The following is a 15685-nucleotide window of genomic DNA, read 5'->3' as shown; positions in this document are numbered from 1 at the left end:
AGATGGGAAATAGATGTTTTTTTTACAATTCAAATGGAGGTTCAAAGTAAAATGAGCTTACTTTCAATAGATAAATTAAGCCACAGTTTCGGTGACCGTACGCTTTTCAAGGATGTTTCCTTTCGCCTGATGGCAGGGGAACATGTTGGATTGGTCGGGGCAAATGGTGTCGGGAAATCAACATTAATGAGTATTATTACAGGCGAGCTAATTCATGACACAGGCCGTGTCGAATGGACACCTGGCGTAACATATGGTTATTTGGATCAGCATACTGTCCTAACGAGAGGGAAAACAATCCGCGATGTGCTTCGCGATGCCTTTCTTGCTTTATATGAACAAGAGAAAGCCCTCAATGAAGTGACGGAGAAGATGGCAACAGCCACTCCCGAGGAATTGGAAGACCTTCTTGAACAAATGGGACAAATCCAGGATAAGCTGGAAGCAGGAGGCTTTTATAACCTGGATATTAAAGTCGAGGATGCAGCCCGCGGGCTCGGCCTTGATGCAATCGGACTAGATCGGGACGTTTCAACGCTAAGCGGCGGCCAGCGGACTAAGGTTTTACTCGCGAAATTGCTGCTAGAACAACCCGAGGTACTGTTATTGGACGAGCCGACGAACTTTCTCGATGTCGAGCATATTAGGTGGTTGAGCCATTATTTAAAAGAATACCCTCATGCTTTCTTTTTAATTTCCCATGATACGGAATTCATGAACGGTATCGTCGATGTCATTTTCCATCTCGAGTTTTCCAAGCTGACACGCTATACCGCGACCTACGAAAAATTCCTGGAATTAGCAGAGATTAATAAGAACCAGCATATCAATGCATATGAAAAGCAACAGGAATTCATTAAAAAGCAGGAAGATTTTATTTCTAAAAATAAAGCACGCTACTCGACTACTGGACGGGCCAAGAGCCGTCAGAAGCAGCTCAATCGCATGGAACGGATCGACCGTCCTGAAACAGCGATGAAGCCGAGATTTGACTTTAAAGAATCACGCGGGAGTAGCCGTTATGTTTTTGAAGGTGAGGATTTGGAAATAGGCTATGATCGCCCGCTTCTCCCTAAATTGACCATGAACATTGAGCGTGGTGAAAAAATTGCCATCGTTGGATACAACGGAGTCGGAAAGTCGACATTGCTCAAGACGATTCTTGGTAAAATTCCACCATTAAGCGGTTCAGTTGTCTTAGGTGATTTTCTGTTTCCTTCTTACTTTGAACAGGAAGTCAAAGCAGACAATATCACTCCGATTGATGATGTCTGGAATGCGTTCCCTCATCTCGATCAGCCGAAGGTCCGCGGTATCCTCGCAAGTGTAGGGCTGAAAAATGAACATATCACCCGCCCGCTGAACCAGCTAAGCGGTGGGGAGCAGGCAAAAGTCCGGCTTTGTAAGTTAATGCTTAATGAAAGCAACTGGTTGTTATTTGACGAACCGACAAACCATTTAGATGTTGTCGCGAAAGAAGAGCTGAAGCGTGCGATGAAAGCATACAAAGGTACGATTGTCCTTGTCAGCCATGAGCCTGATTTTTATGAAGATTGGGTTACAAAGGTATGGGATGTCGAGGAATGGTATAACCAAATTAACTAACCTAATGAAAAAATCCATCTTCTAAATTGAAGATGGACTTTTTTATCTATATGAATTGACCTAAAGAATTACGCATTGTTGATTTTTGGCTCATTTAAGTTCCAACGGCATAGGTCGAGGAGAAAGCGAGCTTTTTCCTCGACCTATGCCGTTGGAACAACCTTTCAGCTTTGCTGAAAGGCATGTGAAACCAGGGTTTCACATGAATGGGCCAAAATATATTGGTCAACAGCTTTAATTTCATAAATTCAACTTATATATTTTCAGCAACGAGTGTATATGTTTTGGGCAATCCGATATCATGGATTTTATGATTCGGTTCTTCCTCCAATACCTTTATCACCAGGCCAGCCTGTCCCACGGCCGTAACTAGCTCCCCGATCGTCCATTTTCTTTGGGCAACCTTGGCAAGCTGTTTCTGATCCTCGCCGGGCATATGCTTGGAGAACGCAACAGTATGGGTCTCAATCGCCGGGTCAAAATAATTCCCGGTCACTTTGTGCTTCTTTCCGGCAGAGGTTATTAATTTTGTGGAAATTGGATGAAACTCATGCAGGATGAACCTTCCTCCCGGTTTTAATAACCGTTTTACGATTTCAAAAAGCGGTTCGAGATCAATTAGATAATGAAGCACGCCAAGCTCCATTAAAACGATATCAAAATCCCCGGTAATCTGTTCTTTTGGCATAGACAATACGTCAGAAATAACATACTCAATGGAAACATCCGCAGCAGCTGCCAGCTCCATTGCGAAAGCAGAATTCTCCTTAGAGAAATCGACAACCTTAACCTTTGCTCCCAATAAAGCGAGCGCGGCAGCCTTAACCCCATTAGATCCCATAAGATGAGCAACCTTTTTGCCGGAAACTTCTCCAAGATATTTATAAAACGGATGCAACCTCCATTTTGGGTTTTCTTTAATCTTTGCCGCAATCTCCTCAGGAGTTCCATACCGGTTTATCAAGGCCTGATAGTTATTTTGGTTCCAGGCTTGTTCATTTTGAGAGGTAAACCCGTGCTGCTTCTTTTCCAGATATGTATGTATCTCGTCACTGTAAGCTGCCATTACCCTGTCATACAAGTACGTGTAGAGGGAACGGCACCAAATATCCACTCCTTCATTTTTCACTAAAATCCGATAAGGATCTGTTTTAATCGTTGTATTGAATAAGCAGCTTACCGTAACATGAATACCGTCAACTTCAAATTGGAAAGCGACCTGCCCCGGATTTCTTTCCGTTTCTGACGGTGAATAGGCAGAAAAAAGCTGATGCGCCTCATTGAATAGATCCCATTGTACGGACACAGTTATGCTTGAATACTCTTTTATCTCTACACCTTGAGCGATAAGTGCAGAAGCCCCCGTAAATTGATAGGGGATGCTACCTTGCTCGAGTGAGGTTCCTACGGTCAGGATTGTATTAAGATACCTTATTTTCATGAAATCCTCCAAAATTTCTTACAACAGATTCTTTATTTAACAAGTGAATGCTTAAACGCATAGATAACCGCCTGGGTCCGGTCGTGAACCTCGAGTTTGCTTAAAATATTGCTTACATGGACCTTTGCTGTCTTTAGAGCGATAAACAATTCATCTGCTATTTCTTGGTTCGTTTTTCCTTCAGTCATTAAAAGAAGTATTTCCATTTCTCGGTTCGTCAATTGCTCATGTGGCAATTGAATGTTTCTGGAACGCATCTTCGCCATCATTTTACCGGTCACTTCCGGTTCAAGAACAGATTGACCCTGGTATGTAGAACGAACAGCGTCGGCGATATCACTGGCCTTGGATGTTTTCAGCATATAGCTGGTTGCCCCTGCTTCCAGGGCAGGATACACTTTTTCATCGTCAAGAAAACTTGTCACAATGATGACTTTAGCTTCCGGCCATTTCTCGATAATGGCGCGGGTAGCTTGAATGCCATCCATTTCTTTCATGACCAAATCCATTAAGATAATATCGGGACGTAAGCTCAATGCAAGCTCCACTCCCTTTTCGCCATCATCAGCCTCCCCGATGACTTCAATATCAGGCTGTGAAGATAGATAAGACGAAACACCGATTCGTACCATCTCATGATCATCAACAAACAATACCTTAATCATCGCTTCTGCCTCCTGCAAGTACCGGGACTTTTACTTCAAGCCTTGTACCTTGATTGGGAACACTGACAATCTTCATTGTCCCTCCTATTTCAACCGCTCTTTCATGCATATTTTGCAAGCCGTACGAGCCTGTTTTCGATTCATCCATATTAAATCCGAGACCATCATCGACAATCCTGAGAATAATTAAATCATCCCTTCCGATCAATAGAACCTCCAAGGTATTGGCTTTTGCATGTCGCAATGTATTGGATACAGACTCCTGGAGAATACGAAACAGATGATCTTCTATTCCACGGTCTAACGGCATCTGCTCTATCTTCCATGAAATGTTCATCGGAACCTTTTGTGATAATTCCGCTAACAGTTCCTGAATTCCTTCCTGTAGTGACTTATCACGCAGTGGAACAGGACGAAGGTGTAAAAGCAATGCTCTCATCTCGAGCTGAGACTGATGAATCATCCCCTCAATCAGCTTCAGCTGCTTTGTTTCTGCGCTTTCCGATTCAGGCTTCGATTCCGTTATTGCTGACATAAGCATGGATGCCGCAAACAACTGCTGGCTGACAGAATCATGCAGTTCCCGGGCGAGCCGATTGCGCTCCTGAGAGACGATTTCCTGGACGATCTTCTCTCGATCAGCCACTTTCTCACTTGCCATTTTTTGCGACATTTTGGCTTGTTCTGACACATGTTTATGAATATTCTCAATTCTGGTAGAAATCATTGTCAATTCCTGGACAGGATAAGAATCTTTCCGGGACGGAGCGTTTCCCTGCTCAAGCTGGTACAACGCATCCCCCACCCTTTGAAGGCGCCTCCTCCAAGACAAGCCCGAGCTTATTCCAAAAATAAGCCCCAAGCATAAGCTTAAACCTGGCACAAAGAGAACAAAAGGGATATCCATGATTTCTTTTTTCCATAACAAGCTCCAATCCTCCAATGGAAACACAAAGAAAACAACCGCAGACAGAAGTATGGATAATGTGAATAGGACAGCGATTCCGTATATAATTTGCCGGGCTATTACACTCATATCCTTTTCACCTCTATATCTCCTGTTATGAGCGAGGTGATAATTTTCACTTTCTGGCCCGTATTCTGGTAATCAACCGTCTGATAGGAAAGAATCTGATTAAAAACTTTGGTTTCCTGGTGCTGAAAAATGTCAGCTCTCCCAGCTACCACCGAATGATGAATGCTCACTTCGATATCGTAAGGAATAAAAATTTGGATATTGCCGATGAATTGTCTAATGGAGATGACGGCTTCACCTTTCGGAAGAATGGTATTGCTTAAATCAACAATTGTATCGCCGATTCCGCCCTGTATGTTTATATCGTTCCACTCATAAATGTAATCCGATGTTTTTTGGCGGCCAAACCACTTATTCTGCAACAAGTGATCCACTTTAACCAGAGGTTCTTTTTCCAGACCGTCATGTGAATTTTCTGGCTCTATCAGCACAGGCTTGATGACTTCAGGATTTTGTTTGGACTGATAAAAAACAAGAACGATATATAGTAAGATGGCTACTACGAAAAATTTAAAGATCATCATGTTTAAAACGGTAATGATCGTTCCAGTTAACCCGACCCAAAACATGACTTTTCCTACTTTACGGGAATATGATTTGCGGCCAAGGTACATGAGTCCAATTGTCAGGGCAAGGGAGAATAATAAGCCCCCGTTAAATAAAGAAATTTCAAGAAAAAGCAATATAATTCCTATCAATAATATCCAGCTAATATAATCGGTTTTCATTTGTTTAAACATAGGGGCACCTCTCCCTTCACTAACCGGGCCTGCCTTAAGAAATAGTTCAAAAAGGCGCAGAAAACTACGCCTTTTAAGAATACCATGACTTTATTAGGAAATAGAATGTGTTTCTTTGTTTTTCAATTCTTTTTCAAGCTGAGCGATCCGGGCATCGATTGTATTGCGGTGATAAGCCGAGTTGACCTGGTGTTCAAGCCGGTCGAGATAGGATTCCATTTCTTCGAATCTCGCAAAAGATTTAGTCGACGCTGTTGTTGAATCCATTACTTGATTCATCCGATGGTGTGCACGGGCAATATTTTCGCGTCCCATCAATTCCAAACGCTTAAGATTCATGTCTTTTAGCTTGTGTTTCATTTCTTCATACTTGCGCTCTAACTCATCAAGCTGTTGCTCTGCCTTTTGCAGTGAATCCTTCAACCTCTGGCAACGTTCTTCGTATTGGACAGCTTCCTCGGCTGCAAATCCATGTAATTCTGTTTCGCCTGCTTGTTCTGCGATCTCAGCCTGGCGTCTACGTTTGTCTGCAAGATTTCTTGCATGGCTATATTCCCGAGTAAACTCTTCTTTTAAAAGATATTGCCGCTCTACCAGTTTGCGTACTTTCTCCGTTTCCTGCTCCGACTGGCGAAGATATTGGTTTAATAAAGCAATCGGGTTTTTTTGCTCTTTTTGATCGAGTATTTCATGAAAATCCGCTGTAATTGTTTCTTTGATTCTCGTAAATAAGTTACTCATTTCATTCTCTCCTTTTAATTTATCTTTTTATTTCGGCCCATTGTTTTTCGAAATTGATAAATGGATCCTCCTGTTCTTCTTTGAAAGTGGTTTTCTTGGCTTTGTTCCAGTTTTTGTAGACGATGTATAAAACATATGCCGCTACAACGCCGATGATGGACGGAATATTAGCCACCGACGCTGCCAGTGCGACAAGGCCGATGAGCCCCCAGACGATTTTCCCTGAGGTGGATGCTGATTTCATAAATTGCTTGATGACGTAGTAAAGAATCACAAGGCTGATGACTAACCCAATCATTGGGCCGACATTTGCGAGTAAGACACACCCCGCGATTACCCCTGCTATCAGTAAACCAAATTTTTTCATTTGACGTTCCTCCTTTCATGTTTCTAGCTTATCTATTTTCCCGTTTCCCCATAATGAGCTTTAGCTATATTTTCAGATAAGACCTGAGGCTTAGATGCAATTGGAAAAGAAAAAAACCCGTAACAACGGGTTTTTAAAATTATTAACCGAAGGACAAGCCAGACTTCATGCTTATTTTTCTCTTCGTCTTCCACGAGATGCTTGCTTCGGCTTCCTATTTACTTTTGTTACATGATTTTTATCACTATCTTTAGTGTTTCGTTTTACCCTTCCTTCAGTGTTTCTCTTCGCTGATGTTCTGCGTCCGGTCCTGTCACCCGGTTCCTTCTCTGGTCTGAAGTTTTTATCTCGTCTATTTTGACCTTTTTGCTCGCTGCCACTCGGGGAATTCGAATTAATCTTTACTCCCTCTATTACTTTTCGTTCTAAATCGACCTTTATCCCCTTTTCAATCGCTAACAATTGAGGGATATCTTTTGGAGCGATAAACGTTATCGCGATACCGTCTTCCCCCGCTCTTCCCGTTCTCCCAATCCGATGAATATAGCTTTCTGTATCTTCGGGCACATCATAATTAAATACATGTGTAACCCCTTCCACATCAAGCCCTCTAGCTGCTACATCAGTAGCAACCAGAAGTTGGATGGCTGCTTCCCGGAATCCTTTCATTACTCGTTCCCTTTTAGCCTGTGATAAATCTCCATGAAGTTCATCCGCATTATAACCGGCGGCTTTAAGAGCATCATATAGCTTACTTACTCTTCGTTTTGTCCTGCAAAAAATAATCGCCATAAATGGAGGTTCTTCATCAATCACTTTAAATAAAGCAGCTTGTTTTGCCCTGTCAGTCGTTTCAATTACACGCTGCCTGATCCGTTCTATTGTGATGTTGTTGCTTTTTACGGAAACTGAGACTGGATTGACCATAAAGCGCTTAGCAATGGACTCAACCTGCTTTGGAATCGTTGCTGAAAAAAGCAGAACTTGTCTGTTGCTTCGAACCATTTCAATGATTTGCTCCACTTCAGGCAAAAATCCGATATGCAGCATCTGATCTGCTTCATCTAATACCAACATTGAAACGTTGCTAAGATCAATTGTTCCCCGCCTGACATGATCAAGCAGCCTTCCAGGAGTGGCTACCACTATAGATGTGTGATGCTGTAATTGTTTCATTTGCCGCTCCACATCTTGTCCCCCATATATAGCCGCAGCGCTTATACCTGTAAAAGCTTTTGTAAGCTTGTTTAATTCAGTGGTTATTTGAAGTGCAAGTTCTCTAGTAGGCGACACGATTAGGGCTTGCACATGATCGCTTTCTAATTTTATTCCTTGAAGAATCGGAAGGAGAAAGGCTAATGTTTTGCCTGTTCCCGTCTGGGCTTTTGCAATTACATCCCTTCCAGCGGTTATTTCAGGAATCGATTTTTCCTGGATAGGTGTTGGCGAAGTTATTCCGGAATCTTTAAGCACTTTATTCAGATTTTCTCGTATTCCTAGCTGGGAAAAATCCATTTATTTGGCCTACCTTCTCTCTTATCTGTTTTAATCTGCTTAGTATATCATTTATTCGGCTATTTAATTGAGAGACATCACCATCTGACAGCGGCCCAAAGTTTTTTTATTTTTACTCTGGTATTGCCCCCGCCAGATTCCTAATTTAACTTATAACATGATTCACTTAAGACTATACTAATGATCGTATATCCATGTTCTTAAAACGAAGTCGGATTGGTTCGCAGTATGTAGAAAGGAATGTCAGTATGTTTAAACTGAAACAAAGAAACACCAGTGTTAAAACAGAGATCCTTGCCGGTCTTACAACCTTCTTAACAATAGCGTATATCATAGTCGTTAACCCAATGATTTTATCAGATGCAGGAGTACCCTTCGATCAGGGTTTTACAGCTACAATCATTGCTACCGTGGTCGGAACGCTCTGCATGGCTTTTTTTGCTAACTACCCAATTATTATTGCTCCGGCCATGGGGTTAAACGCGTATTTTGCTTATTCAGTGCTTGGTAATAATGATATCCCTTATACCATTGCTTTTTCCGCTGTTTTTATTACCGGAATTTTATTTTTAATTCTTTCTCTTACCTCTTTCCGAAGTAAGCTTATTGATGCTATTCCTCATAATCTAAAGCATGCAATCAGCGCTGGTATCGGACTGTTTATTACTTTCATCGGTTTGCGCCTGTCCGGTATTGTCGCCGATCACCCTTCCAATTTGGTCACGCTTGGTGACTTCAAAGATCCGAAAGTAGCAATGACTTTAATCGGAATTGTCATTACAATCATTTTAATGACGTTGAACATTCAAGGTGCGCTTTTTATAGGGATGATTATTACCGGGGCAATAGCTTATTTCACTGGGCATCTCCATTTTACAAATGGTTTAGTGGCTACCCCCCGCCTTCCTGAAGGACTTGTTGTCTTTAATCCCATCACATCCATTAACGATGTCATTCAATATGGGTTGTATGGTGTCGTATTTTCTTTTCTGCTTGTTATGTTATTCGATACAACCGGAGCTTTGCTCGGTATTGTCAGACAAGCCGGCTTATTAAGAGAAGGCAAACTTGATCGGGCAGGCAGCGCCTTTTTTGCTGACTCAATCGGTACTACGGTTGGAGCTATGTTTGGGACAAGTCCAACTGCTGCTTCCGTTGAATCCTCGGCTGGTGTTGGGGCAGGCGGAAAGACCGGTTTGACCGGACTTACTGTCGCTGTCTTATTTATTATTACAGCTTTTTTCAGTCCGCTGGTAGGAGCGGTTTCAGATGTTACAGCCATTACCGCACCGAGTTTGATTATCGTCGGTAGCTTCATGATTAAAAATATTTCGGAAATTAATTGGCACGATTTTGATGAAGCTTTCCCTGCATTTTTAGTCATCGTCAGTATGCCGCTAACTTCGAGTATCGCAAACGGTATTGCGCTTGGCTTCATTTCCTATCCCATCATGAAAATCGCCAAAAGAAAATTCCGCGACGTTCACCCGCTTGTCTATATCTTTGCCATTCTTTTCTTATATCAGCTTATCTTCCTGGCTAGTTAGTTAGAAAAGCGTAAGGAAGAACGACTAAGACCGCCCCATCATTATGTCTTCGTCGGTTCTGACCCACATCCTGTGGGCCTCCGACAAGCATAAGATGCACCTCGTAGGAGGGTCAAGTAAGGACCATCAGCTAAAATCCGTCACGTCCTGTGCGTCGGGGCTAGGCGCCGAAGCTAGACACTAATTCATATGGAAAGATATATATTATTTTATATGCAAAAAAGGATGCCTGCAGCAAACAGACATCCTCTTTACTATTTATTCATTTGAGCCAAGAAGTCTCCAAGTAAGTCATCTAGACTTTCTTCCTCTTCTGTTTCCTTGCTCTCACTGGAATTCTTTATCTCCGCCTGGTTCCAATCAAAATCATCTAAATCATTTTCTTGTGAGGTAGATCCTTCATTCCCAGTCGCTTCTTGTTCCAAATCCATTGAGTCTGGTAAATCTGGCACATCTTCCTGTAAATATAACGCCTCATCAATTTCCATTGCATTGCTATTCATTGAAGCAAGCAATGCCGTTGCCCGCATCGGGTCGGTCAGTAACTGATAAAGAATACTGCCGAGAAGCGCTTCCGAATGAGCATGCTTCAACCAGTCCCGCTGTGATTTGGTCAATTTTTGTGGCAAGGGAATCTTAATCATTTCCCTTTCTTGTATAGAGCTGTTCCCTGCACCTTCTAACACAAACTCAGCAATTTTGCTTGAAAAGTTTCTTTTCTCTGTTTCTTTCAGCTTTTGAAGCTGCCTTATGATGTGGTCGGGAGTATCAGAAGGAAGGCGGAAGGTTATCGCCTGACCCCTTTGGATGCCCGAGGGAATTGTATTTTTCATATAACCACCGCCTATTTAGCTGTGCCGGCTTTTTGGTCTTCCACTTTGTTTTCTGATTTAGCTGGTTTTTCCGTCTCTTTCCTTCTGGTGAAGTCCGCAATAAGCTTATAATAGGCATTAGCCATCATCCAGATGCTTTCCTTCTCATCTTCAAAGAAGTCAATATTATAGCCATCTAAATTGTTATTGAGTGTCTTTAAATAATCCTTCAAAACAATGGCCCCACCGCCGACAAAATAGCAGATTTCCGTCTGGGAATTCTTTTGCCACACATTGCGAAGATGACGGTATTGTTTTTTGGCAAGTTCACCTAAAATGCGATCTGTGATATCGTGCACGCTTACTCGGCTTCCGCGTACCATAAGATGGTTTCTATCATTTTTCTTCGTGATGATTTCAACGACATCCCGTCTGCTGTCGAGTTCAACACCATGCTTCTTTCTAATTTCTTCTCTAATCGCTTCAAGTGCTTCCGCAACACCGAGATTAAAGCCTTGTGCTTTATCGTCGTCAACTTTACGGTTTTTAATAACGGCAATATCCGTTGACAGTCCACCAATATCCTGAATAAGGATACGCTTATCAATTAAATCTCTGTTAATGACATTCAAATCGTTGTCCATCACTAAATTGATATATGCTGCAAAGCCTTCCGGATATACTTTTACATCATCAAATTTAATATTGACCTTTATGCCCTGGTATTTCGGCGTGATCAAAAACTCTACCTGATGAACAGATCCAAGAAGTTTGGAGCGGTAGCCGACATCTTTTCCTTCTTTCACTTCACGAAGAGGAAGGCCTGTCCCTAAAGAATAGGTGGCATCTACGACATTATTGGTTTTTTTGAAGATTTGGGCATTTTCTTCCTTAACTGCATCCAATGCCAATGCTGCAAAAAGCATAACCAACGTCTGATCTTCTTCGGATTTACTGCTCCCGAGATCCAACTCCGATGGATTATCACTTTTCGTTGCTAGATTGCCAACCCGGTAGATAACATTATTGTCTTGAAGGGCAGGGGAGTGGACCCTGATATGGATTCCATCGATCGGGTTTTGCTCATTTAGTTCTTCGATTCCGATTACGGGACGGTCCTCCGTATCTCTTGCGACTACATTAGGTATGTAAAGCTCCGAGTCTAACTTTCCAAACAAAGCTTTGATGGCATCATTACCAACATCTACTGCTGCTATTCTAGAATTACTCACAAAACCATTCCCTTCTCTTTTATATGCCAATAGGAAAATGTGATGGCACATTTATTTAAGAATAGAAAAGTTTCATAGTTTGGTCAATACTTCTTTCGGTGGATAATCGTCTAGTCAAATTGTATTCACATTTGTAAACATATGACGATAAGTTGTGTACATCCTTTCATATCAACGTGTATACATATTTGTATACTTGTGTACGTTTTTTGTACACGTTGTATTCTTTTTTGTAAACAAGTATACAAATATCGTAAACATTCAAATAATCCTATCCTCTACTAAAAAACATAATTATTTAAACACTCCTAAATTTCAATTCGGGTTCATGTGACTCAGCCTAAAAAACGTGTATAACAGAAAAAAATGGGTATGGTAATTAATGGACTAAATCATCAGGAATAGCAAACGATAAAAAGTTTTACTGGAGGTATGTATGTATATGAGTGAAGAAAAGGAAAAAAAACAACTCCCGCAATACCCTGAACCATATTGGAGGGATCTAATTGACTTCCCGACCTTTGATAAGCTGGATCATGATATTGAAACAGACGTAGCAATTGTAGGCGCTGGAATCACAGGAATCACAGCTGCCTATCTTCTGGCGAAGGAAGGCCTTAATATTGTTCTCATTGATTCAGGGGAAATTCTAAATGGCACAACTGCGCATACGACAGCAAAAGTAACCGCGCAGCATGGCCTGATATATGATCAGCTTATTAAAGACATAGGTGAAGAAAAAGCAAAGCTATATTATGAAGCGAACAAAGAGGCAATGGAATTTGTCATAGAAACTGTCAAAGATTTAAAAATTGATTGTGATTTAACATATGAGGATGCCTATGTTTACGCGGCAACAGAAGAATACGTGAACAAAATCCAGGATGAAATCAAAGCTTACCAGAAGATCGGCATACCCGGAGAGTATACGGAAACAATCCCCTTCTCCATTCCCTGTAAAGCAGCGGTAGTAATGAAAGAGCAGGTGCAGTTCCATCCATTAAAATATTTAACTGCCCTTATTCCTCAGATTACCGAAGCAGGCGGCAAAATATTTGAACATACAACAGCAATGAAAGTAGAAGACGGAGATACACCTAAAATCCTGACAAGAAATGGACAAACCATCAGCTGCAAATATGTTATTTCAGCCTCCCACTTCCCTTTTAACGATGAAATGGGCCTTTATTTTGCAAGAATGCACGCAGAGCGCTCCTATGTACTCGGGATAAAAGCGGAACAGGAATATCCAGGTGGTATGTACATTAGCGCAGACAGTCCGAGCCGCTCGTTGCGTTATACGCAAATCGATGGAGAAAAACTTATTCTGGTCGGAGGCGAGGGCCACAAAACCGGACAGGGAATTTCGACGTTTGAACATTATGCTGCACTGAAAGCCTTCAGCGAAGAAGTCTTCAGTATTAAAGAGATTCCGTACCGTTGGTCAGCACAGGATATCATAACGATGGATAAAGTCCCTTATGTAGGCCCGGCTACGGAAAACCATCCGAATGTTTTCATTGCGACCGGCTATGCTAAATGGGGCATGACAAACAGCACGGCAGCCGCTAATTTGCTAAAAGATCTTATTATCAAAAAGAAAAACCGCTATGAAGAGCTCTACACTCCATCCCGTTTCCATCCAAAACCAGGCGTTAAGAATTTAATTAAAGATAATGCCGATGTCGCAAAGCATCTGATTCAAGGTAAGTTCGCCATGGTTCATAAAGGTCCAGATGATTTAGGAAAAGATGAAGCGGCGATTGTAAAAATCAACGGCAGCAAAGCAGGCTGCTATCGCGATAAAGACGGGCAGCTCCATGCTGTTGATTCCACCTGTACCCATATGGGCTGCGAAGTAGAATGGAACAGCGGTGAAAGGACATGGGATTGCCCATGTCACGCCTCGCGATTCTCTATTAGCGGAGAAGTTTTGGAGGGCCCGGCTGTCGAACCTTTGAAGAAGGTTGATTTAAAATAGGAAAGGCTCAAGCCCCTTCTAAATTGTACCCTTTGTAAAGAACAGTTTAAAAAAGACTAGGCAGTTTTAAGGAGATGATCTCATTATTGAACAGGGGTCATCTTATTTAAATTCCACTGATATCTGTAGTTATTGTAGAGCGACGTCATCATTGATCCTGCAAGAAATCGGTAAATTTGCCCATGTTCGGTTTGCCCTTACTGCTATAGGGAACAATAAATTGGCATGCTCTAATCGAATGGAGGAATTTAACATGGGCAAAACAATTTTCATTACAGGCGCAGGCAGCGGGCTTGGCAGAGGTGCAGCAATTGGTCTTGCCAAAAAAGGCCATCGTGTGATTGCGACTACAGAGCTGACTTCTCAAAAAACAGACCTTCTGCGGGAAGCAAATGACCTGGAACTGGATATAGAGGTGATCAAAGTCGATATTACCAACCCTTTGGATCTGAAACAGATTGAGAAGTATGATTTTGACGTATTTGTTGCAAATGCTGCCATTAATGAACGAGGGCCGCTCGGGGAAGTGCCAATGGACCGGCTTCGGGCACTTTTTGCAGTAAATGTTTTCGCAACCTTGGAAACAGCACAGATAGCTGCACGGAAGATGGTTGAAAAGGGAAGCGGAAAAATCGTCTTTATGAGTTCAATTTCTGGAATTTTAGCATCTCCATATGGCGGTCCGTATGCCGCTACAAAGCACGCGATTGAAGCAATTGCCCATACCCTGCAGTTGGAACTTAAAGGATTTGGAGTAAAAGTTGCCACCATTAACCCTGGTGACTTCAAGACAGGCTTTAATGATCGCGCTGCAGAAGAGCTATGGAAATGGTACGATGAAGAGAAAAACTTCACGAGGAAAGAGGATATAAAAAAGGCGGAAGATGGGTTAAAAAACCAGTTCGACCCGGAAGATATGATTGCAAAAATGGTAGAAATCATCCCAGCTGACCATCATAAATTCCGAACCGCCTATCCTCAACAAACGGAAAAACAAATGAAGCTAGAAGAACAAAAGTGGTGGGAGATGGATATATAAGAGAGGTACCATCAGACTACTATTTGGGAGCGCCTCCACGTATTGTCTTTTAGGCAAGGAATATTTCTTCATTATACAAAAAGTACCCTATAAGTAGACTTTTTTTAGTGTCTACACTATAGGGTACTTTTTTTCTGAAGGGGTTTTTCTTTTGTTAACCCCATCTTCCCCTCTTTGAATTGTTTCTGTACCAAATAAAAGTCATTTTACCACCCGGTTTCCCGTACATTGTCTAATAAGCACATTGTGCGGAAAGCAGGTGAAAGCATTGAGCAATCATAATAAATCGAATACCTTGATCGTTTCAGGAGAGGAAACCATTCTGGCTGCTCCCGATCAAGCAATTATTAAATTAGGTGTTATCACAGAGAACAAAGACCCCGCAGTCGCCCAACAGGAAAACGCAAACGCCATATCCAAAGTAATAAATTCGATTACCGGTTTAGGTATACCGGAGAACCAAATAAGAACTGTTGAGTATCGGATTGAACCCCAATACGATTACCAGGAAGCAATGCAAATCTTCAGGGGTTATAAAGTGACTCACCTTATTCAAATAACCATAAGTAACATAAAACAAGTGGGAGAGATTCTGGATACGGCTGTTAGTAATGGTGCCAATACAGTATCGAGCTTACAGTTTACCCTTTCAAATCAGGAGGCTTATTATAATCAAGCCCTTTCCCTTGCCGTCGAAAATGCTCGCGAAAAAGCCACCTCCCTTGCAAAAGTACTCGGTGTTACCCTCAACAAAACACCGGATCTCGTCCAAGAAGTCAGTGTTAACCAGCCAATCCTATTCCAGTCCACAGCTCTATTAAAAAATGCCGCCACTCCCATTCAGCCGGGAGAATTAGACATTCCCGCTGCAGTCAGAGTTGAATATTCATATTTTTAAATAAATTTCGATCATATTTTACATTTGTTTAAGGTTGTATATTTTTCCTTTGTGATTCCACAAGAT

General features: G+C 41.9%; 14 protein-coding genes. 5 read left to right on the top strand and 9 right to left on the bottom strand.

The features are described from left to right. Window positions 1–51: 51 nt before the first annotated feature. Window positions 52–1605, top strand: a complete 1554-nt coding sequence (locus LQ216_RS06055; RefSeq protein ID WP_230127770.1) for an ABC-F family ATP-binding cassette domain-containing protein — start codon at window positions 52–54, stop codon at window positions 1603–1605. 253 nt (window positions 1606–1858) lie between these two features. On the opposite strand, the gene LQ216_RS06050 is transcribed toward LQ216_RS06055, so the two are convergent. From LQ216_RS06050 to LQ216_RS06020, 7 genes are all read right to left on the bottom strand, one after another. Then, a complete protein-coding gene (locus LQ216_RS06050) occupies window positions 1859–3046 on the bottom strand; it encodes a methyltransferase domain-containing protein (RefSeq protein ID WP_230127767.1) in 1188 nt (395 codons plus the stop codon). Window positions 3047–3078: 32 nt separating this feature from the next. Next, on the bottom strand, window positions 3079–3711 hold the full coding sequence (locus tag LQ216_RS06045) for a response regulator transcription factor (RefSeq protein WP_230127764.1): 633 nt from the start codon (window positions 3709–3711) through the stop codon (window positions 3079–3081). After that, a complete protein-coding gene (locus LQ216_RS06040; RefSeq protein ID WP_230127761.1) occupies window positions 3704–4747 on the bottom strand; it encodes a sensor histidine kinase in 1044 nt (347 codons plus the stop codon). The genes LQ216_RS06045 and LQ216_RS06040 overlap by 8 nt, the downstream gene beginning before the upstream one ends. Next, window positions 4744–5487: a cell wall-active antibiotics response protein LiaF gene (gene liaF / locus LQ216_RS06035; RefSeq protein ID WP_230127758.1), complete on the bottom strand. Its 744-nt coding sequence runs from the start codon at window positions 5485–5487 to the stop codon at window positions 4744–4746. The genes LQ216_RS06040 and liaF overlap by 4 nt, the downstream gene beginning before the upstream one ends. A gap of 93 nt (window positions 5488–5580) precedes the next feature. Continuing rightward, window positions 5581–6228, bottom strand: coding sequence for a PspA/IM30 family protein (locus tag LQ216_RS06030; protein WP_230127756.1), 648 nt, complete (start codon window positions 6226–6228; stop codon window positions 5581–5583). 19 nt (window positions 6229–6247) lie between these two features. Further along, window positions 6248–6595 carry a flagellar basal body rod protein gene (locus tag LQ216_RS06025; protein WP_230127753.1) on the bottom strand — a complete coding sequence of 116 codons (348 nt, stop codon included), beginning with the start codon at window positions 6593–6595 and terminating at the stop codon, window positions 6248–6250. 171 nt (window positions 6596–6766) lie between these two features. After that, complete coding sequence (locus tag LQ216_RS06020; RefSeq protein WP_230127750.1) at window positions 6767–8110, bottom strand: DEAD/DEAH box helicase; 1344 nt, start codon at window positions 8108–8110, stop codon at window positions 6767–6769. A gap of 248 nt (window positions 8111–8358) precedes the next feature. Here LQ216_RS06020 and LQ216_RS06015 point away from each other — a divergent pair, with 248 nt between their 5' ends. Continuing rightward, a complete protein-coding gene (locus tag LQ216_RS06015) occupies window positions 8359–9657 on the top strand; it encodes an NCS2 family permease (RefSeq protein ID WP_230127748.1) in 1299 nt (432 codons plus the stop codon). 254 nt (window positions 9658–9911) lie between these two features. Here the strand turns inward: LQ216_RS06015 and LQ216_RS06010 are convergent, their stop codons facing one another. Continuing rightward, window positions 9912–10490: a hypothetical protein gene (locus LQ216_RS06010; protein ID WP_230127746.1), complete on the bottom strand. Its 579-nt coding sequence runs from the start codon at window positions 10488–10490 to the stop codon at window positions 9912–9914. Between the two features lie 11 nt (window positions 10491–10501). Continuing rightward, window positions 10502–11701, bottom strand: a complete 1200-nt coding sequence (locus LQ216_RS06005; RefSeq protein WP_230127743.1) for a ParM/StbA family protein — start codon at window positions 11699–11701, stop codon at window positions 10502–10504. A gap of 442 nt (window positions 11702–12143) precedes the next feature. On the opposite strand from LQ216_RS06005, the gene LQ216_RS06000 reads away from it, so the two are divergent. The 3 genes from LQ216_RS06000 (at window position 12144) to LQ216_RS05990 (ending at window position 15619) form a co-directional block, all read left to right on the top strand. Continuing rightward, window positions 12144–13682 (top strand): FAD-dependent oxidoreductase, encoded by a 1539-nt coding sequence (locus tag LQ216_RS06000; protein WP_230127739.1) that lies wholly within the window; start codon window positions 12144–12146, stop codon window positions 13680–13682. A 253-nt stretch (window positions 13683–13935) separates the two neighbouring features. Beyond that, entirely contained in the window at window positions 13936–14721 is a 786-nt protein-coding gene (locus tag LQ216_RS05995) for an SDR family oxidoreductase (RefSeq protein WP_230127736.1), read from the top strand. Window positions 14722–14989: 268 nt separating this feature from the next. Next, window positions 14990–15619: an SIMPL domain-containing protein gene (locus LQ216_RS05990; protein ID WP_230127733.1), complete on the top strand. Its 630-nt coding sequence runs from the start codon at window positions 14990–14992 to the stop codon at window positions 15617–15619. Window positions 15620–15685: the final 66 nt, after the last annotated feature.

This window comes from Bacillus sp. CECT 9360, assembly GCF_918741275.1.
Classification (GTDB): domain Bacteria; phylum Bacillota; class Bacilli; order Bacillales; family DSM-1321; genus Peribacillus.
Note: the sequence above shows the minus strand (reverse complement) of the source record. Positions and strands in the feature narration are given on the sequence as shown.

Bases quoted from the DNA above. Each gene is read 5' to 3' on its own strand.
- LQ216_RS06055 (WP_230127770.1), top strand. From the start codon at position 52: ATGAGCTTACTTTCAATAGATAAATTAAGCCACAGTTTCGGTGACCGT.
- LQ216_RS06050 (WP_230127767.1), bottom strand. From the start codon at position 3,046: ATGAAAATAAGGTATCTTAATACAATCCTGACCGTAGGAACCTCACTC.
- LQ216_RS06045 (WP_230127764.1), bottom strand. From the start codon at position 3,711: ATGATTAAGGTATTGTTTGTTGATGATCATGAGATGGTACGAATCGGT.
- LQ216_RS06040 (WP_230127761.1), bottom strand. From the start codon at position 4,747: ATGAGTGTAATAGCCCGGCAAATTATATACGGAATCGCTGTCCTATTC.
- liaF (WP_230127758.1), bottom strand. From the start codon at position 5,487: ATGTTTAAACAAATGAAAACCGATTATATTAGCTGGATATTATTGATA.
- LQ216_RS06030 (WP_230127756.1), bottom strand. From the start codon at position 6,228: ATGAGTAACTTATTTACGAGAATCAAAGAAACAATTACAGCGGATTTT.
- LQ216_RS06025 (WP_230127753.1), bottom strand. From the start codon at position 6,595: ATGAAAAAATTTGGTTTACTGATAGCAGGGGTAATCGCGGGGTGTGTC.
- LQ216_RS06020 (WP_230127750.1), bottom strand. From the start codon at position 8,110: ATGGATTTTTCCCAGCTAGGAATACGAGAAAATCTGAATAAAGTGCTT.
- LQ216_RS06015 (WP_230127748.1), top strand. From the start codon at position 8,359: ATGTTTAAACTGAAACAAAGAAACACCAGTGTTAAAACAGAGATCCTT.
- LQ216_RS06010 (WP_230127746.1), bottom strand. From the start codon at position 10,490: ATGAAAAATACAATTCCCTCGGGCATCCAAAGGGGTCAGGCGATAACC.
- LQ216_RS06000 (WP_230127739.1), top strand. From the start codon at position 12,144: ATGAGTGAAGAAAAGGAAAAAAAACAACTCCCGCAATACCCTGAACCA.
- LQ216_RS05995 (WP_230127736.1), top strand. From the start codon at position 13,936: ATGGGCAAAACAATTTTCATTACAGGCGCAGGCAGCGGGCTTGGCAGA.